This window comes from Ruegeria sp. BB10 (genome assembly GCF_056535725.1).
Genome location: NZ_JBQFIW010000001.1, coordinates 1,615,681 through 1,637,569, shown reverse-complemented (window position 1 = coordinate 1,637,569; position 21,889 = coordinate 1,615,681). Strand labels below are relative to the sequence as shown.

At 58.6% G+C, this 21,889-nt stretch carries 22 protein-coding genes; 12 read left to right on the top strand and 10 right to left on the bottom strand.

Features of this window, described 5'->3' with window-relative positions; genetic code table 11:
- Nucleotides 1-259: 259 nt before the first annotated feature.
- The gene (locus ACR3EP_RS08305) at nucleotides 260-2,533 is read right to left on the bottom strand and encodes an NADP-dependent malic enzyme (RefSeq protein ID WP_170349321.1); all 2,274 of its coding nucleotides are present in this window, start codon (nucleotides 2,531-2,533) and stop codon (nucleotides 260-262) included.
- A 180-nt stretch (nucleotides 2,534-2,713) separates the two neighbouring features.
- Here ACR3EP_RS08305 and ACR3EP_RS08300 point away from each other — a divergent pair, with 180 nt between their 5' ends.
- The 7 genes from ACR3EP_RS08300 (at nucleotide 2,714) to upp (ending at nucleotide 9,107) form a co-directional block, all read left to right on the top strand.
- The gene (locus ACR3EP_RS08300; protein WP_170396462.1) at nucleotides 2,714-3,412 is read left to right on the top strand and encodes a hypothetical protein; all 699 of its coding nucleotides are present in this window, start codon (nucleotides 2,714-2,716) and stop codon (nucleotides 3,410-3,412) included.
- Nucleotides 3,381-4,478, top strand: coding sequence for a cupin domain-containing protein (locus tag ACR3EP_RS08295; RefSeq protein WP_480637268.1), 1,098 nt, complete (start codon nucleotides 3,381-3,383; stop codon nucleotides 4,476-4,478). The genes ACR3EP_RS08300 and ACR3EP_RS08295 overlap by 32 nt, the downstream gene beginning before the upstream one ends.
- 104 nt (nucleotides 4,479-4,582) lie before the next feature.
- The gene (locus ACR3EP_RS08290) at nucleotides 4,583-4,975 is read left to right on the top strand and encodes a cytidine deaminase (RefSeq protein WP_170349317.1); all 393 of its coding nucleotides are present in this window, start codon (nucleotides 4,583-4,585) and stop codon (nucleotides 4,973-4,975) included.
- A 4-nt stretch (nucleotides 4,976-4,979) separates the two neighbouring features.
- Complete coding sequence (locus ACR3EP_RS08285) at nucleotides 4,980-6,287, top strand: thymidine phosphorylase (RefSeq protein ID WP_480639007.1); 1,308 nt, start codon at nucleotides 4,980-4,982, stop codon at nucleotides 6,285-6,287.
- A complete protein-coding gene (locus ACR3EP_RS08280; RefSeq protein ID WP_480637266.1) occupies nucleotides 6,284-7,495 on the top strand; it encodes a phosphopentomutase in 1,212 nt (403 codons plus the stop codon). The genes ACR3EP_RS08285 and ACR3EP_RS08280 overlap by 4 nt, the downstream gene beginning before the upstream one ends.
- Nucleotides 7,492-8,478 (top strand): adenosine deaminase, encoded by a 987-nt coding sequence (locus ACR3EP_RS08275; RefSeq protein WP_480637264.1) that lies wholly within the window; start codon nucleotides 7,492-7,494, stop codon nucleotides 8,476-8,478. Before ACR3EP_RS08280 ends, ACR3EP_RS08275 begins: the two co-directional genes overlap by 4 nt.
- A complete protein-coding gene (upp, locus tag ACR3EP_RS08270; RefSeq protein WP_170349314.1) occupies nucleotides 8,475-9,107 on the top strand; it encodes a uracil phosphoribosyltransferase in 633 nt (210 codons plus the stop codon). The genes ACR3EP_RS08275 and upp overlap by 4 nt, the downstream gene beginning before the upstream one ends.
- 1 nt (nucleotide 9,108) lies before the next feature.
- On the opposite strand, the gene ACR3EP_RS08265 is transcribed toward upp, so the two are convergent.
- On the bottom strand, nucleotides 9,109-10,125 hold the full coding sequence (locus tag ACR3EP_RS08265; protein ID WP_170396449.1) for a hypothetical protein: 1,017 nt from the start codon (nucleotides 10,123-10,125) through the stop codon (nucleotides 9,109-9,111).
- Between the two features lie 117 nt (nucleotides 10,126-10,242).
- On the opposite strand from ACR3EP_RS08265, the gene ACR3EP_RS08260 reads away from it, so the two are divergent.
- The 3 genes from ACR3EP_RS08260 (at nucleotide 10,243) to ACR3EP_RS08250 (ending at nucleotide 12,793) form a co-directional block, all read left to right on the top strand.
- Nucleotides 10,243-11,202: a DMT family transporter gene (locus ACR3EP_RS08260; RefSeq protein ID WP_480637262.1), complete on the top strand. Its 960-nt coding sequence runs from the start codon at nucleotides 10,243-10,245 to the stop codon at nucleotides 11,200-11,202.
- Complete coding sequence (locus ACR3EP_RS08255) at nucleotides 11,199-11,861, top strand: sulfotransferase family 2 domain-containing protein (RefSeq protein ID WP_480637261.1); 663 nt, start codon at nucleotides 11,199-11,201, stop codon at nucleotides 11,859-11,861. Before ACR3EP_RS08260 ends, ACR3EP_RS08255 begins: the two co-directional genes overlap by 4 nt.
- Nucleotides 11,862-12,010: 149 nt before the next feature.
- Nucleotides 12,011-12,793 (top strand): Hint domain-containing protein, encoded by a 783-nt coding sequence (locus ACR3EP_RS08250; RefSeq protein ID WP_480637259.1) that lies wholly within the window; start codon nucleotides 12,011-12,013, stop codon nucleotides 12,791-12,793.
- A 66-nt stretch (nucleotides 12,794-12,859) separates the two neighbouring features.
- Here the strand turns inward: ACR3EP_RS08250 and ACR3EP_RS08245 are convergent, their stop codons facing one another.
- The 8 genes from ACR3EP_RS08245 to ACR3EP_RS08210 form a co-directional block, all read right to left on the bottom strand.
- Nucleotides 12,860-15,061 carry a 3-hydroxyacyl-CoA dehydrogenase NAD-binding domain-containing protein gene (locus tag ACR3EP_RS08245; RefSeq protein WP_480637258.1) on the bottom strand — a complete coding sequence of 734 codons (2,202 nt, stop codon included), beginning with the start codon at nucleotides 15,059-15,061 and terminating at the stop codon, nucleotides 12,860-12,862.
- Nucleotides 15,054-15,542: a cupin domain-containing protein gene (locus ACR3EP_RS08240; protein ID WP_480637256.1), complete on the bottom strand. Its 489-nt coding sequence runs from the start codon at nucleotides 15,540-15,542 to the stop codon at nucleotides 15,054-15,056. Before ACR3EP_RS08240 ends, ACR3EP_RS08245 begins: the two co-directional genes overlap by 8 nt.
- Nucleotides 15,542-16,753 (bottom strand): acetyl-CoA C-acetyltransferase, encoded by a 1,212-nt coding sequence (locus tag ACR3EP_RS08235; protein WP_480637254.1) that lies wholly within the window; start codon nucleotides 16,751-16,753, stop codon nucleotides 15,542-15,544. Before ACR3EP_RS08235 ends, ACR3EP_RS08240 begins: the two co-directional genes overlap by 1 nt.
- Before the next feature lie 11 nt (nucleotides 16,754-16,764).
- Nucleotides 16,765-17,403: a glutathione S-transferase family protein gene (locus ACR3EP_RS08230; RefSeq protein ID WP_170349303.1), complete on the bottom strand. Its 639-nt coding sequence runs from the start codon at nucleotides 17,401-17,403 to the stop codon at nucleotides 16,765-16,767.
- Nucleotides 17,404-17,680: 277 nt separating this feature from the next.
- Nucleotides 17,681-17,893 (bottom strand): hypothetical protein, encoded by a 213-nt coding sequence (locus ACR3EP_RS08225; protein WP_170349301.1) that lies wholly within the window; start codon nucleotides 17,891-17,893, stop codon nucleotides 17,681-17,683.
- A gap of 55 nt (nucleotides 17,894-17,948) precedes the next feature.
- Nucleotides 17,949-19,730, bottom strand: coding sequence for an acyl-CoA dehydrogenase C-terminal domain-containing protein (locus ACR3EP_RS08220; protein ID WP_170376032.1), 1,782 nt, complete (start codon nucleotides 19,728-19,730; stop codon nucleotides 17,949-17,951).
- 46 nt (nucleotides 19,731-19,776) lie between these two features.
- Complete coding sequence (locus ACR3EP_RS08215; protein WP_170349298.1) at nucleotides 19,777-20,178, bottom strand: MerR family transcriptional regulator; 402 nt, start codon at nucleotides 20,176-20,178, stop codon at nucleotides 19,777-19,779.
- A gap of 289 nt (nucleotides 20,179-20,467) precedes the next feature.
- The gene (locus ACR3EP_RS08210; RefSeq protein ID WP_480637252.1) at nucleotides 20,468-20,836 is read right to left on the bottom strand and encodes a MerR family transcriptional regulator; all 369 of its coding nucleotides are present in this window, start codon (nucleotides 20,834-20,836) and stop codon (nucleotides 20,468-20,470) included.
- Nucleotides 20,837-20,949: 113 nt separating this feature from the next.
- Here ACR3EP_RS08210 and ACR3EP_RS08205 point away from each other — a divergent pair, with 113 nt between their 5' ends.
- Together ACR3EP_RS08205 and ACR3EP_RS08200 are read left to right on the top strand one after the other, a co-directional pair.
- Nucleotides 20,950-21,369, top strand: coding sequence for a PaaI family thioesterase (locus ACR3EP_RS08205; protein ID WP_480637250.1), 420 nt, complete (start codon nucleotides 20,950-20,952; stop codon nucleotides 21,367-21,369).
- A complete protein-coding gene (locus tag ACR3EP_RS08200; RefSeq protein WP_480637248.1) occupies nucleotides 21,369-21,887 on the top strand; it encodes a PaaI family thioesterase in 519 nt (172 codons plus the stop codon). The genes ACR3EP_RS08205 and ACR3EP_RS08200 overlap by 1 nt, the downstream gene beginning before the upstream one ends.
- Nucleotides 21,888-21,889: the final 2 nt, after the last annotated feature.

The window sequence follows — 21,889 nt, the reverse complement described above, 5'->3', positions numbered from 1 at the left end:
GTTTTGCAAATGTGCAAACTCTACCATGCAAATCATGCGCTACGCAGGAATCAACTTGGCTGGCGTTTTGACGGGGCATAGGGTCGTGCCCCTTGGGCCGTCTCTGGCAAGTACCTAGTATAAAAGACACGGCGACACAGCATCAAACGACGCGATGGCATCTGCAACACTGGTCGCAATACCATAACGTTTCCTGAGCACCGCGTAGCAATGACAGGGCTCTTTAGTCCTGTTCTACAGTTCGACCGGGGGGGGCGAACTAGCCGTAATGCGTGACCGGAGTGCCGCCAATCGCGGCCATGTTCAGCAATCCACGCGCGGTGATGGACGGGGTCACGATATGTGCCTTGTTTCCCATGCCCATCAGGATCGGCCCAACCTCTAGCCCGTCGGCTTTCATCTTCAGAATATTGCGCACGCCACTGGCCGCATCCGCATGAGCAAAAATCAACACGTTTGCGGCACCCTCTAGACGTGAGTTCGGGAAGATTCGCTCGCGCAGTTCCGGATCCAAAGCAGTGTCCAGGTTCATCTCGCCCTCATAGATGAAATCGCGGGGTTCGCTGTCCAGGATCGCAATGGCATCGCGCAGTCGCCTGCCGGACCCTTCGGCCTGATTGCCGAATTGCGATTGTGAGCAGAAGGCGATCTTGGGCTCGATTCCGAAACGGCGCACATGGCGGGCCGCGCCTATTGTGGTCTCGGCCAGTTCTTCAGGGGTGGGCAGTTGCCGCACATGGGTGTCTGCGATGAACAGGGGCCCATCTTCCAGGATCATCAGCGACAGGGCGCCATGGGGGCGCAAGTCGCCATCGTTGAGAACCTGCTCCACGTAGTTCAAATGCCAGCGGAATTCGCCGAACGTGCCGCAGATCATGCTGTCGGCTTCGTCGCGATGCACCATGATGGCACCGATGGCCGTGTTGTTGGTGCGCATGATCGCCTTGGCCTGATCTGGGGTGACGCCGCGGCGTTGCATGATCTGGTGGTACGAGGACCAATAGTCGTAATAGCGCGGGTCGTCATGTGGGTTGACGATCTGAAAGTCTTGACCCGGACGTACCGCCAGCCCCAGCCGTTCACAACGAGTCTCGATCACTTCGGGGCGGCCAATCAGGATCGGGGTTTCGGTGGTTTCCTCAAGAATGGCCTGGGCCGCGCGCAGCACCCGCTCGTCCTCGCCCTCGGCAAAGACGATCCGGCGCGAGGCGACCGATGCGGCCTCAAAAACCGGGCGCATCAGCAAGGCGGATTTGAACACGGATTGGTTCAGGCGCTCTTTGTACGCCTCGAGATCGGCGATCGGGCGCTTGGCCACGCCACTTTCCATCGCAGCTTTGGCAACGGCCGAAGAGACCACACCAACAAGGCGGGGGTCAAAGGGCTTCGGGATCAGGTAATCCGGCCCGAATGTCAGTTGCTCACCCTTGTAAGCTGCGGCGGCTTCGGCGCTGGTGGTAGCGCGGGCCATTTCCGCGATACCCTCTACACAGGCAATTTGCATCTCGTCATTGATCTCGGTCGCGCCTACATCCAAGGCACCGCGGAAGATGAATGGGAAACACAGAACATTGTTGACCTGATTGGGAAAGTCACTGCGCCCGGTGGCGATGATGGCATCCGGGGCCACCTCGCGCGCGGCTTGTGGCAAGATTTCCGGTGTCGGGTTCGCCAATGCGAAAATGATCGGGCGCTTGGCCATTTTTTCGACCATTTCAGGCTTAAGGACGTTAGGGCCGCTAAGGCCAAGGAACAGGTCGGCGTCACCAATTACATCATCCAGAGTGCGCAGGTCGGATTTCTGGGCGAATTGATCCTTATGCGGGTTCATATCTTCGGCGCGGCCCTCATAGACCAGCCCATGAATGTCACACAGCCAGATGTTCTCGCGCTTTACGCCCAGTTTGACCAGCATGCTAAGGCACGCGATCCCTGCCGCTCCGCCGCCGGTCGAGACAACCTTGATGTCCTCGAATTTCTTCCCTGAAACGTGCAGTGCGTTTCTGGCAGCGGCGCCTACCACGATGGCGGTGCCGTGCTGATCGTCGTGAAAGACCGGAATGTTCATCCGCTCACGGCACAGCTTCTCGACGGTAAAGCAATCGGGTGCCTTGATGTCTTCCAGATTGATGGCGCCAAAGGTCGGTTCCAGTGCGCAAACGATATCGGCCAGCTTTTCAGGGTCGGGCTGATCGACCTCAATATCAAAACAGTCGATCCCGGCGAATTTCTTGAACAGAACGGCCTTGCCTTCCATCACCGGCTTGGATGCCAGCGCGCCGATATTGCCCAACCCCAGAACCGCTGTCCCGTTCGAGACGACCGCCACCAGATTGCCGCGTGCCGTATAGTGTTCGGCCTCAGCCGCGTCAGCCTTAATCTCAAGGCAGGCCTCGGCCACGCCAGGGGAATACGCGCGGGCCAGATCACGGCCGTTTGCCATGGGTTTTGTCGCCTTGATCTCCAACTTTCCGGGCTTTGGATAGGCATGGTAATCAAGCGCGGCCTGCCGCAGGCTGGGTGTGTCGGACATGGCGTCTCAGCTCCGTTTTCAAATTTGATTTAGCCTTAAACTATTTTTTTCTGCTTGGCTACGTTGTGCGACTTAATTCGGCAAACAAGGCCGTTTTGTCGCTGTGGTTGCTTTCCGTGGCAAAAGACTTAAACTCCCGCGACTTTCGAACACACCCCCTTCTGGACCGAGAATAACAGCATGCGCTCTAAAGAAAACGGCGAGGTTGATAAGACTCTATCGCTGAATACCGGCAAGTTTGGAACTGAACATTTTGCGTTTCGCGCAGCCCTTGTTCTGGCCATGTTGGTATTGTGTGCGATTTCAGTGTGGCCGATGCAGGCCGAGGCATTCAACCAGGAAGGCGGTCTGATCGAAACGGGTTCGGCCGCGGCATTGCTGGTGGCTGGTATCGCCGCATTGGTACGGTATCGCGGGATCAGCCGGTTATACATCGGCGTGGTTCTGCTGCTGTTGGCGGAACGAGAGCTTGAGGCTGATATTTATGCCGTAGACAGTGTTCCGTACTTCATTCTGCACGGGATGGATGTTCTTCTGGATATGACGATTGTGCGTGTAACCCTGGCGGTGATCGTGCTGGGCGGGGTCGTCTGGCATGGGGTTCCAAATGGGTGGCGGGCACTAAAAGAACGGGCGCCATTTCTGCTGGTGTTCTTTCTGGCGGGTATGTGTGCCGTCGTGGCGCAGGGTCTGGAAGAGGTCAGCAGCGCCTTGGGTGACCAGATGACGACCATCATGGCAACTCGCCTATTCGTGCTGGAAGAAACGCTGGAGATGTTCTTTTCGATTGGCATTTTGGCCGCCGTTCTGATCGGATGGCCAAAATCCAAACCCGATGGAACATCAGATGAGCAAATCCCAAACTCGGACATGCGCTGAAATCCGCCTGCCCACGCAGGAACTGCGCAACGACATCCCGTTTTATACAAAGGTTCTGGGGATGCGGATGGACATGATCTATCCCGCCGACGATCCGCGCACCGCCGTGTTTTCCGGCCACGGCCTGCGTGTGCGGATCGAAAAAGACGCGCCCGAGTCCCCCGGCACGTTGCGCATCCTGACAGACAACCCGGATGAATTTGCAGGTGGCCAGCGCAATCTGGTGGCCCCCAACGGCACACGGATCGAGATTGATGAGTTGAACCCGCCAATGGTCATGCCGGAAACGGTGCATTCTTTCGTGGTGCGCCGGCTGAAGGATCAGGCCCCGTGGATCATCGGGCGGGCCGGAATGCATTACCGTGATTTGGTGCCAGACCGGTTGGGCGGATCGATCATCGCCAGCCATATCCGCATTCCTGACGGCGGGCCGGTGCCGGACATGGTGCATTTTCACAAGGTCGGTTTTCAGCTGATTTTCTGCATCCACGGATGGGTGGATGTGGTTTATGAGGATCAAGGCAACAAGATGCGCCTGACCGCGGGCGATTGCTTTATCCAGCCGCCTGAAATCCGCCACCGCGTGCTTGAGGCCTCGGACAATGTGCAGGTGATCGAAATTGGTGTCCCCGCAGAACACGTCACCGAAATTGATCATGAAATGGACCTGCCCACGCCCCATTACCGCCCTGACCGGGAATGGCAGGGTCAACGGTTTGTCTTCAATCAGGCCGAAGGGGCCGAATGGGCCCCGTTCCGCCTGCCGGGTTATATCTGCCGCGACACAACGATTGCCGAGAACACCAAAGGCGTTGCCGGGGTGCAGGTCGTGCGCAAGGGGCAGGGTGATCCGGTTTGGGCTGCACACAACACCGATATCCATTTTACCTTTGTCATGGGGGGCGAGGTCACGTTGGAGGGCGAAGGCCGTAATCCCTATCGGCTGGAGCAGGGCGACGCCTTTGTCATCCCACCCGGCATGCGCACACGTCTGTCCGACCCGTCCGAGGATATTGAACTGCTCGAGGTCACCTTGCCCGGTACGTTCAACACAACGCTGGACTAAGAGGATTTTGGCCCAGGAATCTGCTGTCCGGGGCTTCAACTCCCCGGTCGGTTTCATTTAGGGTATGACTTTCTGACCAGATGATCAAAAATTGGGGAATCGCCATGACTTTGAAAGATGCAGCACTGTCTGTCCGGGAAAAAGCCTATGCGCCCTATTCCAATTTCAAGGTTGGCGCAGCGATCCGAGCAGCGTCGGGCCAGGTATTTGCAGGCTGTAACGTCGAAAACGTAGCCTATCCCGAAGGCACCTGCGCCGAGGCTGGTGCCATCGCTGCTATGGTCGCGGCAGGCGAACAGGAATTGACCGAAGTCTACGTGGTTGCCTCCTCGCCGCAGCCGGTACCGCCCTGTGGGGGGTGCCGACAGAAACTGGCCGAGTTCGGCAAGCGTGACGTCAAGGTGACCTTGGCCAGCGTCGATGGCGCCGAACTGGAAACCACCATCGGTGACCTTCTGCCGGGTGCCTTTGACGCCTCGCACATGGCGGATGTCTGAGGCTATGGACGCCCGTTCGATCATTGCCAAGTTGCGCCGTGAACAAGTGCCCAGCGCGGAGGAACTGACCTGGTTCGCGCAGGGCCTTGCCGACGGTGGTGTTAGCGACGCCCAGGCCGGGGCCTTTGCCATGGCCGTCTGCATGGGTGGGCTGGGCGCGCAGGGCCGCGCCGATCTGACGGTGGCGATGCGGGACAGCGGAGACGTTCTAAGTTGGGATTTCGATGGCCCGGTAATCGACAAACACTCGACCGGAGGGGTCGGCGACAGCGTCAGTTTGGTGCTGGCCCCAGCGCTGGCCGAATTGGGGGCTTTTGTCCCGATGATCTCAGGCCGTGGGTTGGGTCATACCGGCGGTACGCTGGACAAGCTTGAGGCCATTCCGGGCGTCAGTACCCAGATCGGGCAGGATCGTCTGACCCAGATCCTGCGCGATACCGGTGCGGCCATTGTCGGCGCGACCGGGCAGATCGCGCCTGCGGACAAGCGGCTTTATGCGATCCGCGACGTAACGGCGACGGTGGAAAGCCTGGACCTGATCACCGCGTCGATCTTGTCCAAGAAACTGGCGGCGAGCCCCGAAGCTTTGGTGCTGGACGTCAAGGTGGGCAGCGGCGCGTTCATGAAAACGCTGGAAGACGCCCTCAAGCTGGCAAAGGCCCTGACGGAAACTGCAAATGCAGCAGGGTGCCGGACGTCGGCGGTGATTACGGACATGCACCAACCTTTGGCTCCGGCGCTGGGCAATGCGTTGGAAGTGGCCGAGGTGATGAATGTTCTGACCCACGACCATTACGCTCCATTGGCTGAAATTTCGGCGGAACTGGGCGGCGTTTTGCTGGCCGATGCCGGTATGTTCGCAACCGCCGATGAGGGGCGCGACAAGATCACCGGTGTGATCCGCGATGGCCGTGCGGCGGAACGGTTCGGCCGTATGATGGCCGCCGTGGGTGGGCCGCTACAGTTTGTAGACAACTGGTCACGCTACCTGCCCGAAGCAAGCGTGATCCTTGAAGTTCCGGCACCGGATGCGGGCTATATTGCGGCAATCGACGGTGAGGCGCTGGGCCTCGCCGTGGTCGCCTTGGGTGGTGGGCGGCAGGTCGAAGACGACATCATCGACCCCGCGGTTGGCCTGTCGGGCATTGTTCGTCTGGGGGACAAGGTCGACAAAGGCACCCCCTTGGCCGTGATCCACGCAGCCCGCGAAGACGCGGCACGACAGGCGGCCGACACGGTCCTGCGGGCCATCACGATAGGCAAAGACACAGCCATGACCCCAACGCTTGTGCATGAAAGGATCAGGCCGTGACCCGTGCCTTTCTGGTGGTGATGGACTCGGTGGGCATCGGCGGCGCGCCGGATGCGGACCGCTTTTTTAACGGAGAAACCCCCGATACCGGGGCCAACACGCTGGCCCATATAACTCAGGCCTGTGCTGACGGACGGGCAGAAGACGGTCGCACAGGGCCATTGCACCTGCCCAATCTGGATGCGCTGGGCTTGGGGGCCGCGACACGCCTGGCCTCGGGCGCAGAAACGCCCAGATTGCAGGTCACTCCCGCAGGTCTATGGGGCTGCGCGCGCGAGCATTCACCGGGCAAGGATACGCCTTCGGGTCATTGGGAGCTGGCCGGGTTGCCGGTGCCGTGGGATTGGCACTATTTCCCGGATACAACGCCGTCATTCCCACCTGATTTAGCGCGTGCCGCCGCCGTGGCCGCCGGAACCGGCGGCATTCTAGGTGATTGTCATGCATCTGGCACGGCGATTATCGCCGAACTGGGGGCCGAGCATATGCGGACCGGTTGGCCGATCTGCTACACCTCGGCCGACAGCGTGTTTCAAATCGCGGCGCACGAGGAAAGCTTTGGCCTCGACCGTTTGCTGGAGATGTGCAAGGCGCTGGCACCCCGTCTGCACGAAATGAAAGTTGGGCGCGTTATCGCGCGACCCTTCGTCGGATCGCCAGAAGACGGGTTCACCCGCACCACTAACCGCAAGGATTTCGCCATCCTACCACCCGCGCCGGTTCTGACCAACTGGGCACAAGATGCCGGTCGGCGCGTGCATGCGGTGGGTAAGATAGGTGACATTTTCTCGATGCAGGGGATCGACACTTTACGTAAGGGCTCGGATGCCGAATTGATGGGGCATTTGTCCGATCTGGTTGATGACGCCGAAGAGGGCAGCCTGACCTTCGCCAATTTCGTCGAGTTCGACAGCCTTTACGGCCACCGTCGCGACATCAGCGGCTATGCCCGCGCGCTTGAATGGTTCGATCGTGAAATCGGCTTGATCCTGCAAAAGCTGCGTCCCGGAGATCTGATGCTGCTGACCGCTGATCACGGTAACGATCCCAGTTGGATCGGCACGGACCACACGCGCGAACAAGTGCCTGTTCTGATCGCAGGGCAAGGTGCAGGCCGGATTGGTGCGATCAATTTCGCCGACATCGCCGCCAGCATCGCACACCACCTGAATATTCCGGCACAGGGGCCGGGGAAGAGTTTTCTATGACCGTCGCAGACTTGCCAAAGATCGAGCTACACCTGCATCACGAAGGCGCGGCCCCGCCCGCCTTTATCCGCCAGTTGGCGCATGAAAAGCGCATTGACCTGAGCGGAATTTTCAAGCCGGATGGTAGCTATGACTACCGCGATTTCGCCCATTTTCTCAGCGTCTATGAGGCCGCTTGCGAAGTATTGAAAACGCCCGAGGATTTCCGCCGTCTCACCCTCGCGATCCTCGAAGAAAGTGCGGCGAATGGTGTAGTGTATTCCGAAACCTTCCTAAGTCCTGATTTCTGCGGTGGCGGGGATTTGGATGCTTGGCGCGATTACCTGAGTGCTATTCAGGATGCGGCGGACGAGGCTGAGCGCAAGTTCGACATCACCTTGCGTGGCGTCGTCACCTGTGTCCGCCATTTTGGGCCGGAGCAGGCCAAGATCAGCGCCCATTGCGCTGCAGAAACCGCCGGAGATTGGATTACGGGTTTCGGCATGGGCGGTAATGAGTCTATTGGCACGCAGAGCGATTACAAATGGGCCTTTGATTGCGCGCGCGAGGCCGGGTTGCGCCTGACCACCCACGCCGGAGAGTTCGGCGGCCCCAAAAGCGTGCGCGATGCGATCCGCGATCTGGGGGTGGAACGGATCGGTCACGGTGTCCGTGCCATCGAAGACCCGGACCTGATCCGCGAGTTGGTCGACCGTGAGGTTACGCTCGAGGTTTGCCCAGGGTCAAATGTGGTTCTGGGCCTGTTTCCCAATTTCGACGTCCACCCGATTGCGAAACTGCGCGATGCAGGCGTCAAAGTCACCGTTTCCACCGATGACCCGCCGTTTTTCCATACCACCATGCGGCGCGAATATGAGATGCTGGGCAAAGCCTTCGGTTGGGAGGCCGAGGACTTTGCCGCCCTGAACGACACGGCCCTTGCGGCTGCCTTTTGCGATGATGACACCCGCGCGCGGGTCAAGAAAAGACTGGAGAGATCATGAGCGAACACCTGACCGTCGTTGACCACCCGCTGGTGCAGCACAAACTGACGCTCATGCGGGACAAGGGCACGTCCACTGCCGTGTTCCGCCAATTGCTGCGTGAGATCACATTGCTGCTGGCCTATGAGGTCACGCGCGAGCTGAAGCTGACTACCCGCCACATCGAAACCCCGATGGAGGAGATGGACGCCCCCATTCTGGCCGGCAAGAAACTGGCGCTGGTGTCGATCCTGCGCGCCGGGAACGGGATGCTGGACGGGGTGTTGGAATTGATACCCTCGGCCCGCGTTGGGTTTGTTGGTCTCTACCGGGATGAGGAAACGCTGAAACCGGTACAGTACTACTTCAAAGCCCCCGAAGGGCTGAAGGACCGTCTGGTCATCGCCGTTGACCCGATGCTGGCTACCGGCAACAGCTCGGCCGCAGCGATTGATTTGCTGAAAGAGGCCGGGGCCACCGATATCCGGTTCCTGTGCCTGCTGGCCGCACCCGAAGGCGTGGAGCGCATGAAAGAAGCCCACCCGGATGTCAAAATCGTCACCGCGGCATTGGATCGGGAATTGAATTCAAAAGGCTATATCATGCCTGGTCTCGGCGATGCGGGTGACCGGATGTTTGGCACCAAGTAAGCTATTCGCCGCAGATATTTTGCAGCCGGACCCAATCGCGGTCCGGCAGTACCTGTTGCAAGGGGCGGCCCGCCATCGGGTCGGCCTCGATCAGGCCCAGAACCGTCTCACCCGTGACATCCACGGCATAGGCGTATGGTGTCGACGGTAGCGCGGCCTGGGCGAACACTTCTAACAGATCATCCTCGGGCAGAGACGGGCGCGGTTCGGACAGAACCTGTTCGGTGTAAGCGTCGATATTCGCCGGCGTCAGCTCTCCGGTCGTCAACAAACGGAAAGCCGTTGTGGCGCCGGTGCGGTCCAGCAGATCATCCAACGGGTCCTGCGCCTGCGTGCGGGTACGTTCGGCGATGACGTAGCCAGCTGCGACCGATGGGTCCTCGTGATCTTCGACCAGCGCCCGGTTCAGCAAAACGATCCCTCCCGGCAGACTAAGGCTTGTCTGCACGCCTGCGGGCAGAATGACGATTTTCCGAACGCCGGTGCGCGCGGCCAACTGATCAAGCGCTGCCTGCGCATCTTCGGACGTACAGGCCCGCCCCGAGACCCGCTCGATCCGCTGCAGGATGGTATTCCCGATATCCGCGCGTTTGATGTCAGGCACAACCGAGACGACATGGTTTTGCAGCGCAGCCGGCATCCACAGCAGCAACAGCGCGGCAACGGCGGCCACCACACCCGCAACACTGAGCCAACGCAACCGGCCGGGATGCGGTCGCGCCCGGTCGATGGCGCGCTGCAGGCGGTCGATGGCCTCGATCATCGTGGTCTCAGTTTCCTCCAGCTCCAGCGTTTCGTCCGGGTCACCGTCGGGGTTGAACAGGGCCGGAAAATCGCCGGGATTCTGGCGCACCAACGCGGCCAGGGACCAATGAGTCAGCGCCTGTTCGTTGAAGTCCGAGATCGTCAGCGTGGCCTCACCAATCGACACCACCACCTCGCGCCGCTGCACATCGGGCGAGGGACGCCACAGACCGGTCGCTTCGATCCGCTGGTACTGTTTAAGTGCTGTCTTCAAGGTGAGGAATGCTCGTACTTATTTTGTTTCAGCTTAGCATGGTAAAATCCAAAGGCGCAAACCTGTTGCGCGCCGATTTGTAATTGTGCTGTATATCGCGACGCGCGGCAGATCAGAGTGTCACGCACCACTTTGCTACTGGGGCGCAAAATGCAGGCAGATACTCAGACCTCACCGATATTGGCCTCGGTCCTGATGGTCAGCGCCATGGCGATCCTTGGGGTCATCGACAACGTGGTGATCTTATTGGCCGAAACGATCGGCCTGTGGCAGTTCCACCTGATCCGCGCCCTGATGATGCTGCCTCTGATCGTCGTCCTGTCTTTGTTGGGAATGGGCAGCTTGCGCCCGCGGCGGTTGGGGCCAGTTATTCTGCGCAGTGTGCTGATTACACTGGCTTTGCTGTTCTATTTTGCCTCACTGGCGCTGATGCCGATTGCGCAGGCACTGGCGGGCCTGTTCACATCCCCGATTTTTGTGATGTTGATCTCGGCACTGGCAATGGGGCAGAGGATCGGCCCCTGGCGCATTCTGGCAGTTGTAATCGGGTTCTCGGGGACCTTGTGCGTATTGCAACTCAACCCTTATGAGTTTGACGCCAAGACGCTGCTACCAGTGGCAGGAGGGTTATTTTATGCCCTCAGTTCCCTCGTCACACGCAGCCACTGCGCACAGGAAAGCACAGTCGCCCTGTTGGCGGCCATGATTATCACGCTTGGGCTTGCTGGGGCGATTGGGTTGGCTGTGTTCTCGTTCGTGCCACATTCCTTCCCCGACGGGTTCGTGACGCGCGGTATGGTCTGGCAGATGCAACCCGCGTTGATCTGGGTCGTCATACAGGCGGTCGGCTCAACCATTGCAGTCTTCATGTTGATCAAATCCTATCAGATCGGTGAGACCTCTTATGTAGCTGTGTTCGAATATTCGGTGATGATTTTCGGCCCGCTATTCGCCTGGGTGGCACTGAGTCAGACGATTGGTGTCATGCAAATTTTGGGGATTGGCTTGATCGCGGCAGCGGGTGCGTTGCTGGGCTGGCGCTCAAAGCGCGCGGCCGCGCTGGGAGAGGCGGCGTGATCATCTCGCGCGGGCGCGGCTATGTGTTCGTTCATATTCCCAAAACCGGCGGCACGTCTTTGGCGCAGGCGCTGGAAGCACGGGCGATGAAGGATGACATCCTGATTGGGGATACTCCCAAAGCTGTGAGGCGCCGCAATCGGGCCAAGGCGCTGAAGGGCAGGGGACGGTTATGGAAACATTCGACCCTGAGCGATATTGACGGAGTTCTGTCGGTCCCTGAATTGCAGGCTCTGACCACTTTCACCATGGTGCGCAACCCGTGGGATCGGATCGTCAGCTATTTTCACTGGCTGCGCGCGCAAGGCTTTGACCACCCGGCGGTTTCGCTGGCAAAGGCTCTTACTTTTGACCAGTTTGTCTTGCACCCCGATACGACGCAGTCATTCCGGCGGAACCCGGCGCGGCACTATATGACCCGTGCGGATGGAGTCGAACAATGCCGGTTCTACATTCGGCTGGAATACTTCGATCAGGACGCGGCCCCATTGTTCGACCATTTGGGTTTTCACCTAAGCTTACCCAGGCTCAATCGATCCGAGCGATTGGAAGATTACCGCGAGTATTATTCGGATCAGACCGCCAATGCTGTGGCCGAGGCCTGTGCTGAAGACATCGCTAGATTCGGCTATGCATTTGATGCAATTGGCCGCGCATAGTTTCCAATTCGAGCCCAATTTTGTTAATTTTCGCGGTGTTGTTTGGGTGTAGGTCGTATATCGACCCCGAAATGGCCCAAATCTGGCCGTAATATGTCAAAAATAAGTCATCCTACTTAATCCTGTGTTAATCATCGAACGTAGTTGTAGTGAGTAAAGAGTGGGTTCGGTTCTTGTTGAAAGTAGAGAGTGTCATTGATTTTGCAGAGCGTTCTGAGTACCAGGGCACCGCTGAACCGCAGGCCGCGTTGAACGCACGCCGGGGCGGTCTGGTACATGGAACCAAGGTTGCAACCAAAGGTGGATGGAAGCTGGTAGAAGAGCTTCAGGTTGGCGACCTCATTCGTACATTGGACAATGGTTTCAAGGCGATAAATCGCATTGCGACGGATTGCATTACGGTGCCGCCCGATGAAACCAATGCTGATAGCATGCCGGTGCGCATACCTTCACATGCGGCCTATAGTGGTCGGCCGGTCTGGCTGATGCCGGAACAGGGCGTGGCGTTGGATAACACCAAGCTGGACCATGATCCGATCGCGCTGCCGGTCAGCCTGCCTGTTGTTTCGGCAAGGTTGCTGAGCGGCATGTTTCGCATCACTTCGAATGTGCCTGCGTCCTGTTTCGATATCAGCACCCTGTTCTTCGATCAGGATGAGGTGATCTATATCGAGGGCGGCTTCCGGGCCTTCTGCCCCTCGGGGCGTTTTGGATCACGTAATGTCCCTGGTAGGGCGTCATATAAGGTTGTCTCGGCCGAGGCCGCTGCGGATTTGATCTATCTGACCGGAAGACGCCGGGATATTGCCGTTCTGGCCAATTCACTGGGCTCGCTGCCTGCACCGATCTTTGATCACCCGATTGTACCGACCAGACCGGCCAGAGGCGCACGTCGTCCTGGGCGCCCGGGACGGCCCGTCATGATGATCTGACTGGGAAGCTGTATCTGAGACTGCAAAGTAACGCTGGCGCATGGGGGCATGCGCCAGCGTTTTTCTTTAGGCGGCTTTTGCTTCGGGGTTGAAGCGGCCGTAGAAGGATTGGCCTTTCTCAGCCATCTCACGCAGCAGCGGTGGGCAGGCGAAACGTTCGCCATAGGCCTCGGCCAACTGATCACAGCGCTCGGCCGCGTACGGCGTGCCGATGATGTCCAACCAACTGAGCGGACCACCCGACCAAGGCGCAAAGCCCCAACCAAGGATCGCGCCCACGTCACCTTCGCGAATGTCTTCCAGAACACCTTCTTCCAGCGCGCGGACCGCTTCCAGAACCTGTGCAAACATCAGACGTTCCTGCACTTCGATCAGGTCAGGCTGATCCTCGGCATGCGGGTATTTCTCTTGCAAGCCTTTCCAGTATTCGACGCGCTTACCCTTGTCGTCATAGTCGAAGAAGCCTGCATTTGCCTTGCGACCCAGACGACCCTGTTCTTCCATCCAGAAGATCAGATCGTCCGAGGGGCTTTCCGGGTAGGCATCGCCCATCGCCGCCTTGGTCGCGCGGGCAATCTTGGCCCCCAGGTCGATCGAGGTCTCATCGGTCAGCTGGATTGGCCCCACCGGGAAGCCCAACTGACGTGCGGCATTGTCGATCAGCACAGGGTTTACACCCTCAGCGATCATCCGAACCCCTTCGTTGATGTAGGGAATGATGCACCGGTTGGCATAGAAGAAGCGCGCATCGTTGACCACGATCGGCGTCTTCTTGATCTGACGTACATAATCCAGCGCCTTGGCCACCGCGCGATCCCCGGTTTCCTTGCCTTTGATGATTTCGACCAGGAACATCTTCTCGACCGGTGAGAAGAAGTGAATACCGATGAACTGTTCAGGCCGCGAGGATGCTTTGGCCAGATCAGTGATCGGAAGGGTCGATGTGTTCGAGGCAAAGATGCAATCCTCGGGGATGATCGCCTCGACCCTCTGGGTCATCTCGGCCTTCACGCCCGGGTCTTCGAAGACAGCTTCGATGATCAGATCGCAGCCCTTCAGGTGATCAAGATCCGGGGTCGCGGTGATGCGATCCAGCATGGCCTCTTTCTTTTCAGCCGTGACCTTGCCGCGCTTCATACCCTTGTCCAGATAGCTCTCGGTATAGGCCTTGCCCTTGTCAGCGGCTTCCTGATCGCGGTCGACCAGAACCACTTCCATGCCAGCCTGAGCGCTGACCAGTGCGATACCAGCCCCCATCATACCCGCGCCCAGAACACCGACCTTTTTGACGCGCTGATCCGGCACATCTTTGGGACGCACCGCGCCTTTTTCCAGCGCTTCCTTGTTCAGGAACAGCGACCGGATCATGGCCGATGAAGACGGGTTCATCAGGATCGAAGTGAACCACCGCGCCTCGATCCGCAGGGCGGTGTCAAAATCGACCAGTGCACCTTCGTAGATCGAACTCAGCAATGCTTTGGCTGCCGGGAAAGCACCCTGAGTCTTGCCGTTCACCATGGCATTGGCACCGACGAAGGTCATGAACCCGGCAGGGTGATAGGGCGCACCGCCGGGCATCTTGTAACCCTTGGCATCCCACGGCTTTACCAGATCGGCGTCTTTTGCGTTCAGAACCCACTCTTTCGCGGCAGCTACCGGATCGTCAGCCACGGCGTCGATCAACTGCGCGCCCTTGGCTTTGGCCGGGTCCATCATCTTGCCTTCCAGCAGGACAGGGGCCGACGCCATCGCGCCAACCATGCGGCTAAAGCGCGTGGTGCCGCCGCCGCCGGGGAAGATGCCCAGCAGAATCTCGGGCAGGCCGATCTTGGCCTTGGGGTTGCTGGTCATAACGCGGTGGTGACAGGCCAGCGCGATTTCGGTCCCGATCCCGGCGCAGGTGCCGTTGATGGCGCAGACTACGGGTTTGCCGCCCTTTTTCGTCTTGGGGTCCATGCCCGCCAGTTCCAGCTTGCGCAGGATGTGGTGGCCGCCCATGACAAAGTCGAACAAGGCTTGCGCCGGTTCATCGCCTGCTTCCTCACGGATGGTGGCCAACGTGCTCAGGTCCATGCCGCCAGCAAATGAGCCTTCCTTGCCGCTTGTGATAACGACGCCTTTGACCTCATCATCTTCCAGAGCCTGATCGACCAGTGCGCTGACCAGTTCGAATGCCTCGCGGGTCATGACGTTCATGGATTTGCCCTGAGCGTCCCAGGTAATGAAGGCAACGCCGTCCGCGTCTTTGGTCAGGGTGAAATCAGTCATTGTCATCTCCAATCTGGTCAGCCGTCAGCGGGCTGCCATCCTTGCGGGTGAAGGCGAATCCGTTCACGTCATCCTTCACCATCATGTCTAAATCGCTGTAATAGCCGGTCTCGGTCGGGGTCCGTGTGCCCACCACCAGAAAGGTCGCGGGCGCATCGGTTTTGTTCACAAGGTGATGGCCGTTGGCCTCACCTGCTGGCCAAGCGGCGCAGTCGCCGGGCTGCATCTCATGCTCGCCATTGTCATCTATCAGCACGCAGGTGCCGCTGAGCATGATGGCAAACTCGTCCTGCTTCATGTGGTAGTGACGCAGCGAAGACATGCCCTGCGGTTCCAGCCGCACGATATTGACCCCGTATTGGGTCAGCCCGCCTGCGTCGCCCACACGCTGAACGAAACGACCGGCGGTCGCCTTGGCCAGCTTGCCGGGATAGGCCGAGCCCCCCTTGAACGGGATCTGTGAGAGGTCCAGCTTGGGCATCAGACCCGCTCGATAATGGTTGCCGCACCCATGCCGGACGCAATGCAGAGCGTGGCCAGACCGGTTTCCTTGTCCTGACGCTCAAGCTCATCCAGCAGCGTGCCGATGATCATTGCACCGGTCGCACCCAGCGGGTGACCCATCGCGATTGAGCCGCCGTTTGGATTGACCAGAGCAGGGTCAACGTCAAATGCCTGCTGGAACCTCAACACGACTGAAGCGAAGGCTTCGTTCACTTCGAACAGGTCCAGATCGCTAATCTTCATGCCATTGTCGGCCAAAATCTTCTCGGTCACCGGAACCGGGCCGGTCAGCATGATGGTCGGATCGGTACCGATCTTGGCAGTTGCCTTGATGCGCGCGCGCGGTTTCAGGCCGTATTTCTCACCGAATTCCTTGTTGCCGATCAGCACGGCTGCAGCCCCATCCACAATGCCCGAGCTGTTGCCCGCGTGGTGGATATGATTGATCCGCTCAAGATGCGGGTATTTGATCATCGCGACCTTGTCGAAGCCCGGCATCTGCTCACCCATCATCGCGAACGAGGGGTTCAGCGCGCCAAGGCTCTGCATGTCGGTGCCAGGGCGCATGTATTCGTCGCGGTCCAGAATGGTCAGGCCGTTCTGGTCCTTGATGGTGATGACCGATTTCTCGAACCGGTTGTCTTCCCATGCCTCTGCCGCACGTCTCTGCGATTCCACCGCCAGCGCGTCGGCGTCGTCACGGCTGAAACCATACTCGGTCGCGATGATATCGGCCGAGATACCCTGCGGCACGAAATAGGTATCCATCGCCAACGTTGGATCAACGGCAATCGCGGCACCATCGCTGCCCATTGCCACACGGCCCATCATTTCTACGCCGCCTGCGATATAGGCTTGGCCGGCGCCGCCTTTGACCTGGTTTGCCGCCAAATTTACGGCTTCCATCCCCGAGGCACAGAAACGGTTGATCGCCAAGCCGGGAATCGATTGATCCAGATCGGAGGCCAGCACGGCCGATCGCGCTAAACAGCCGCCCTGTTCCATCACCTGCGTGACGTTGCCCCAGATCACGTCCTCGACGGCGTGACCTTCCAGGTTGTTACGCTCTTTCATCGCGTTCAGGGTCAGGGCGGACAGGCGCACTGAGGTTACCTCGTGCAGGCTGCCATCCTTGCGGCCTTTGCCGCGCGGGGTGCGCAGGGCATCATAAATGTAAGCTTCGGTCATGGGTCTTCTCCTCAAGCTCGATCCGACGGGTTGCCGGGCATCAGGTCATAGGGGTGTTTCCAACCGGGCTGCTCGCTAAGGCGCGTCAGCCAGGCATCGATATGGGGCCAATCGGCGCGGTCAAAGCCGAATGGTTCGGGGTAATAGAGATAGCCGCAACAGCTGATATCGGCGTTGGTCACGCCATCACCGACGATCCAGTCTCGGCCGTCCAAATGGTCGTTCAGGATTTGATAGGCCGCTTTCAACCGCCCTTGGTTAAAGGCGATGACATCCGGGTTGCGGTGTTGTTCAGGCAAGAAGTTGATCAGAAAGCGGGTCAGCCCGGCCATCGAACTGAGCTTGTGATTGTCCCACAGAACCCAACGGAAAATCTCGTAATTCTCGTCGCGATCCTTGCCGCCGAACTTGCCAGATTTCTCGGTCACATAGGCCTGAATGGCACCGGATTGCGTGGTGCGGAAATCGCCATCGATCAGAACGGGTGCTTCGCCCATCTCGTTGACGTCGGCACGGTATTCGGATGTGCGGGTCTGGCCGTTGAAGAAATCGACAAAGACAGGCTCCCAGTCCAGTCCCGACATCTCAAGCGCCAGCGCGGCCTTGTAGGAATTTCCGCTTTCGCCGAAACAGTGCAGTTTGATAGTCATGCGATCACCCCTCCCGTGGTGTGCGTGGTCAGGTTGGATTCGAGTATTTTTGAAAAGATGAAGACTTCGCGTTCACTGTTTATCAACCTTGTTCCTTTGATATGGCCGAGCGGTACAGGCTGGAGAGCCGATGACCGTAAAAGGTGAAGTCGTCCCTGTCCTGAAGGTGAGTGCGCCCGGTGGCAGGGACGCATCACATTTTCATCTTTTCAAAAATACTCCCGCCGGAGGCGCCCAACCTCGAGTTGAGCGCGAGCAAATATCTGTTGCGCCTTGATCATCGCTTGCGCGCCTCAAGCTCAGAATTGAATTCGCGCAGCCTTCGGGTCAGCTTGTCCTCATTGATCACACTGTTGAAATTCTCGAACAGAAAGGATAACGCCTCACCTTCGTCCAACCCGGCCTCGCGCGCAAAGCCGCGCAGTTTGCGATAGCTGTCCTCGGTCATAGCGACCGGAAAGCGGCGGGTCAGGCGAAAACGTTTTGGCATTGTCTCTCTTTCGAAAGTCCGGCCTCGGGGGTAGGACCCCAAGGCCGGGTAATGTTCAGAAGTTGGCGGCCTCCAGCGCCATGACCGTTTCCGCGCCGGTCTGGATGCGCGCCAGATGCATACCCGTGGCGGGCAGGCGGCGCGCCATGTAGAATCGACCGGTGTTGAGCTTGGTCTCGTAGAACTCTTTGTCCGACGCACCACCATCCAGCGCGTCCTGCGCCGCCTTGGCCATCTGCGCCCACATCAGGCCCAGGCAGACATGGCCGAACATGTGCATGAAGTCGTACGAACCTGACAAAGCGTTATTGGGGTTCTTCATCCCTTCCTGCATAAAATACATGCCGGCAGCTTGCAGATCCTTGGACGCGGCCTTCAGCGGTTCGATGAACGCCTTATCATATGCCTCATCCTTGCCGCCGTTTTCCTTGCAGAAGGATTTGACCATCTCGAAAAACGCCATGACGTGCTTGCCGCCGTCCTGCGCCAGCTTACGACCGACCAGGTCCAGCGCCTGAACGCCATTGGCACCTTCGTAGATCATCGCGATGCGGGCGTCGCGGGTGTATTGCGACATACCCCATTCTTCGATGTATCCGTGGCCGCCATAGACCTGCTGCGCCTGAACGGTCATGTCGTAGCCTTCATCCGTCAGGAAGCCCTTGATAACCGGCGTCAGCAGCGAGATCAGCCCGTCCGCGTCCTTGTCACCTGAACGGTGCGCCTTGTCGATCATCGTCGCGCCCCACAGGATGAACGCGCGGGCCCCTTCGGTGAAGCTTTTCTGATCCATCAGATTGCGGCGGATATCGGGATGAACGATCAGCGGATCGGCGGGACCGTCCGGGTTCTTCACCCCGGTGACATCACGACCCTGCAGGCGGTCCTTGGCGTATTCCAAGGCGTTCTGGAACGCAGCCTCGGCCTGAGACAGACCCTGCATGCCGACACCCAAACGCGCCTCGTTCATCATGGTGAACATGGCGCGCATGCCCTTGTGTTCTTCGCCCAGCAACCAGCCGGTGGCCTCGTCATAGTTCATGACGCAGGTCGAGTTGCCGTGGATGCCCATCTTCTCTTCGATCTTGCCGACCGAGACGCCGTTGCGCTCACCCAGTGACCCGTCTTCGTTCACGATGAACTTGGGCACGATGAACAGCGACACGCCCTTGATACCCTCGGGACCGCCGGGAATCTTGGCCAGCACCAGATGGATGATGTTGTCGGCCATGTCGTGATCGCCGGCCGAGATAAAGATTTTCTGGCCGGAAATCTTATAGCTGCCATCGCCCTGCGGTTCCGCTTTGGTGCGCATCAGGCCCAGATCGGTGCCGCAATGCGGTTCGGTCAGGTTCATGGTGCCGGTCCATTCGCAGCTGACCATGTTGGGCAGGTACTTGTTCTTCTGCTCGTCCGATCCATGCGCCAGAATGGCCGAGGCCGCGCCATGGGTCAGGCCCTGATACATTGTAAAGGCCTGGTTTGCGCCCGAGAACATCTCGCCCACAGCCGTGCCGATGACGTAGGGCATGTTCTGACCGCCATACTCTTCGGGCATGTCGAGGCCGGTCCAGCCGCCTTCTTTCATCTGCTCGAACGCGTCCTTGAAGCCTGTGGGCGTGTACACGATGCCATTTTCCAACCGGCACCCTTCAGTGTCACCCACCACATTCAGCGGGTGCAATACGTTGGTCGCGACCTTGCCGGCCTCTTCCAGAACGGCGCCGGTGAATTCGGCTTCCAGCTCACTATAACCCGGAATATCCGAGTCTGAGATTTTCAGAACATCGTGTAGAATGAACTGAGTGTCTTTTGTAGGCGCGTTATAGACGGGCATTTGAAGCTCCCTTAAATTCAGATGTCCGGGGATTGGGCCGCCAGGGTTACTCGGCGGCTTTGTTCTCGTTCTTCATCGAGGCGATGACTTTTTCGCCCCAGCGCAGCTGTTCTTTCAGATCGTCAATGGCTTGAGTCAGTTCTTCGCGGCGGGCTTCCATATCCGCCAGACGTTCCCGCGCGATTTCAAACGTACGGGTCATCTGGGTCATTTGCTGGTCGCCCACATGGTACAGGTCCAGCAGCTGCCGGATCTCTTCCAGGCTAAAGCCAAAGCGCTTGCCGCGCAGGATCAGTTTAAGGCGCGCCCGGTCACGTTTGGTGAACAGACGTTTCTGGCCCTCGCGGATCGGAAACAAAAGTTCCTTGGCCTCGTAAAATCGCAAAGTGCGCGGCGTGACATCATATGTCTCGCACATTTCACGGATGGTCATCAGATCTTCGGTCATGGTTTCAGCACTCTTGTCACTGGCGTCTATCAAAGTCAGTTGCGCAGTTGATACGCACGTTACAACACGTAGATGACGTTCACGTAATGCAAACGCTACGTCACTATGAAAGTTGACGTAGCATCCTCTCGCGTCAAGGTACGGATAACGCCCAATTGAAAACGTTACGTAACGGAATTTAGCTGTGGGGCGGGGGCTGACGCCTAACGGTCAGACAGTAATTCTGACGCAGCGCTGCGCTTGCAGAATGTTCTAAAGGTTAAAAATGGCCAGTTGATCCTGTCGAAGATCAACCCAGAGATTTAGCGGTCTGGTTGCGCAGGCGTTGGAGTTCTTCCATCGCCTCGTCCAGTTGCTGACGCTGTTTTTGCAGTTCAGGCATCTGCCGGTCGGCCAGTTTAATAAACTCGGCCATTTGCGCCTGATCCCCCTGATCTTCATAGATCAGCAGCCACTGGCGAATCTCTTCCAGCGAGAATCCAAACAGGCGCCCACGCATGATCAGTTTCATCCGCGCGCATTCCCGCGGCCCATAATAACGCGAGCGGCCTTCGCGTTCGGGCTGCAGCAGTTCGATATATTCGTAATAACGCAAAGTGCGCTTGGTTACGTCGAACTCTTCGCACATCTCGTTTAATGACAAACGGTTGTCAGTCATTTGTTGTCTCCTCAGCAGCAAACTAGGGCGTCGTGGCGGCAAGCGCAACAGGCGGTCTTGCTCTTTTGCAAAGCGCAGGCTCATAAAGGACGGAATCCAAAGGACACGCATACATGGTCGACAAAGTAGAGATTGCCCGCCAGTTCATTGAGGCGATTCCGCATGCCAACGCACTTGGTCTGAAATTGACGACCATCAGCGATGGCGAGGCTGAAATTTCAATGCCGTATAATGCGGATCTGGTCGGGGACCCCAGAACCGGCGTTATCCATGGCGGCGCTGTGTTTGCCGCCCTGGACACATGCTGTGGGGCGGCCGTTATGTCCCATCCGTCCGCTCCGGGCGGGACGGCCACAATTGACCTGAGAATTGACTATATGCGCGCGGCGACGCCGGGGCAGAGCATTACGGCGCGTGCGACCTGCTATCACATTACGCGCAATGTTGCTTTTGTTCGGGCGACCGCGATGGACGACGATCAAGAACGCCCGGTCGCAACAGCGGCAGGCGCCTTTACGGTGGAGGGATTGTAATGGCGCGTCCCCGACCCGAACCCATGCAGGTGGTCAAGCAACGTCGCGACGCGGCCCTGAAGGCGATTGTCGACGGAGTTCCTTACATCCGCTTTCTCAATATCACCTTCGACCGACGCGGCGATGAGCTGACTGGGGTGCTGAACTTTGACGACAAGCTGATCGGAAATCCATTGCTGCCCGCGCTGCATGGCGGGGTTACAGCCGCATTTCTTGAGGTGACGGCCGTCATCACGCTGAGTTGGGAACACTTCCTTCCCCGCATCGAAAGCGGTGAGATCGACGCCGAAGATTTGTTCAAAGCCGATGCGGTGAGATTTCCAAAAACCGTTGATTTCACGGTTGACTACTTACGCTCTGGCTTGCCGCGGGATGCTTATGCGCGCGCCTTTGTCAGTCGGTCCGGCAGGCGCTATGCCTCGGTCCGGGTCGAGGCCTGGCAGGACAATCACGCACGACCCATCGCGCAGGCCACGGGGCATTTCCTGATGCCGCAGCCGAAAGCGGAAAGAGAGTAACC

Bases quoted from the DNA above. Each gene is read 5' to 3' on its own strand.
- ACR3EP_RS08305 (WP_170349321.1), bottom strand. From the start codon at position 2,533: ATGTCCGACACACCCAGCCTGCGGCAGGCCGCGCTTGATTACCATGCC.
- ACR3EP_RS08300 (WP_170396462.1), top strand. From the start codon at position 2,714: ATGCGCTCTAAAGAAAACGGCGAGGTTGATAAGACTCTATCGCTGAAT.
- ACR3EP_RS08295 (WP_480637268.1), top strand. From the start codon at position 3,381: ATGAGCAAATCCCAAACTCGGACATGCGCTGAAATCCGCCTGCCCACG.
- ACR3EP_RS08290 (WP_170349317.1), top strand. From the start codon at position 4,583: ATGACTTTGAAAGATGCAGCACTGTCTGTCCGGGAAAAAGCCTATGCG.
- ACR3EP_RS08285 (WP_480639007.1), top strand. From the start codon at position 4,980: ATGGACGCCCGTTCGATCATTGCCAAGTTGCGCCGTGAACAAGTGCCC.
- ACR3EP_RS08275 (WP_480637264.1), top strand. From the start codon at position 7,492: ATGACCGTCGCAGACTTGCCAAAGATCGAGCTACACCTGCATCACGAA.
- upp (WP_170349314.1), top strand. From the start codon at position 8,475: ATGAGCGAACACCTGACCGTCGTTGACCACCCGCTGGTGCAGCACAAA.
- ACR3EP_RS08245 (WP_480637258.1), bottom strand. From the start codon at position 15,061: ATGACTGATTTCACCCTGACCAAAGACGCGGACGGCGTTGCCTTCATT.
- ACR3EP_RS08240 (WP_480637256.1), bottom strand. From the start codon at position 15,542: ATGCCCAAGCTGGACCTCTCACAGATCCCGTTCAAGGGGGGCTCGGCC.
- ACR3EP_RS08235 (WP_480637254.1), bottom strand. From the start codon at position 16,753: ATGACCGAAGCTTACATTTATGATGCCCTGCGCACCCCGCGCGGCAAA.
- ACR3EP_RS08230 (WP_170349303.1), bottom strand. From the start codon at position 17,403: ATGACTATCAAACTGCACTGTTTCGGCGAAAGCGGAAATTCCTACAAG.
- ACR3EP_RS08225 (WP_170349301.1), bottom strand. From the start codon at position 17,893: ATGCCAAAACGTTTTCGCCTGACCCGCCGCTTTCCGGTCGCTATGACC.
- ACR3EP_RS08220 (WP_170376032.1), bottom strand. From the start codon at position 19,730: ATGCCCGTCTATAACGCGCCTACAAAAGACACTCAGTTCATTCTACAC.
- ACR3EP_RS08215 (WP_170349298.1), bottom strand. From the start codon at position 20,178: ATGACCGAAGATCTGATGACCATCCGTGAAATGTGCGAGACATATGAT.
- ACR3EP_RS08210 (WP_480637252.1), bottom strand. From the start codon at position 20,836: ATGACTGACAACCGTTTGTCATTAAACGAGATGTGCGAAGAGTTCGAC.
- ACR3EP_RS08205 (WP_480637250.1), top strand. From the start codon at position 20,950: ATGGTCGACAAAGTAGAGATTGCCCGCCAGTTCATTGAGGCGATTCCG.
- ACR3EP_RS08200 (WP_480637248.1), top strand. From the start codon at position 21,369: ATGGCGCGTCCCCGACCCGAACCCATGCAGGTGGTCAAGCAACGTCGC.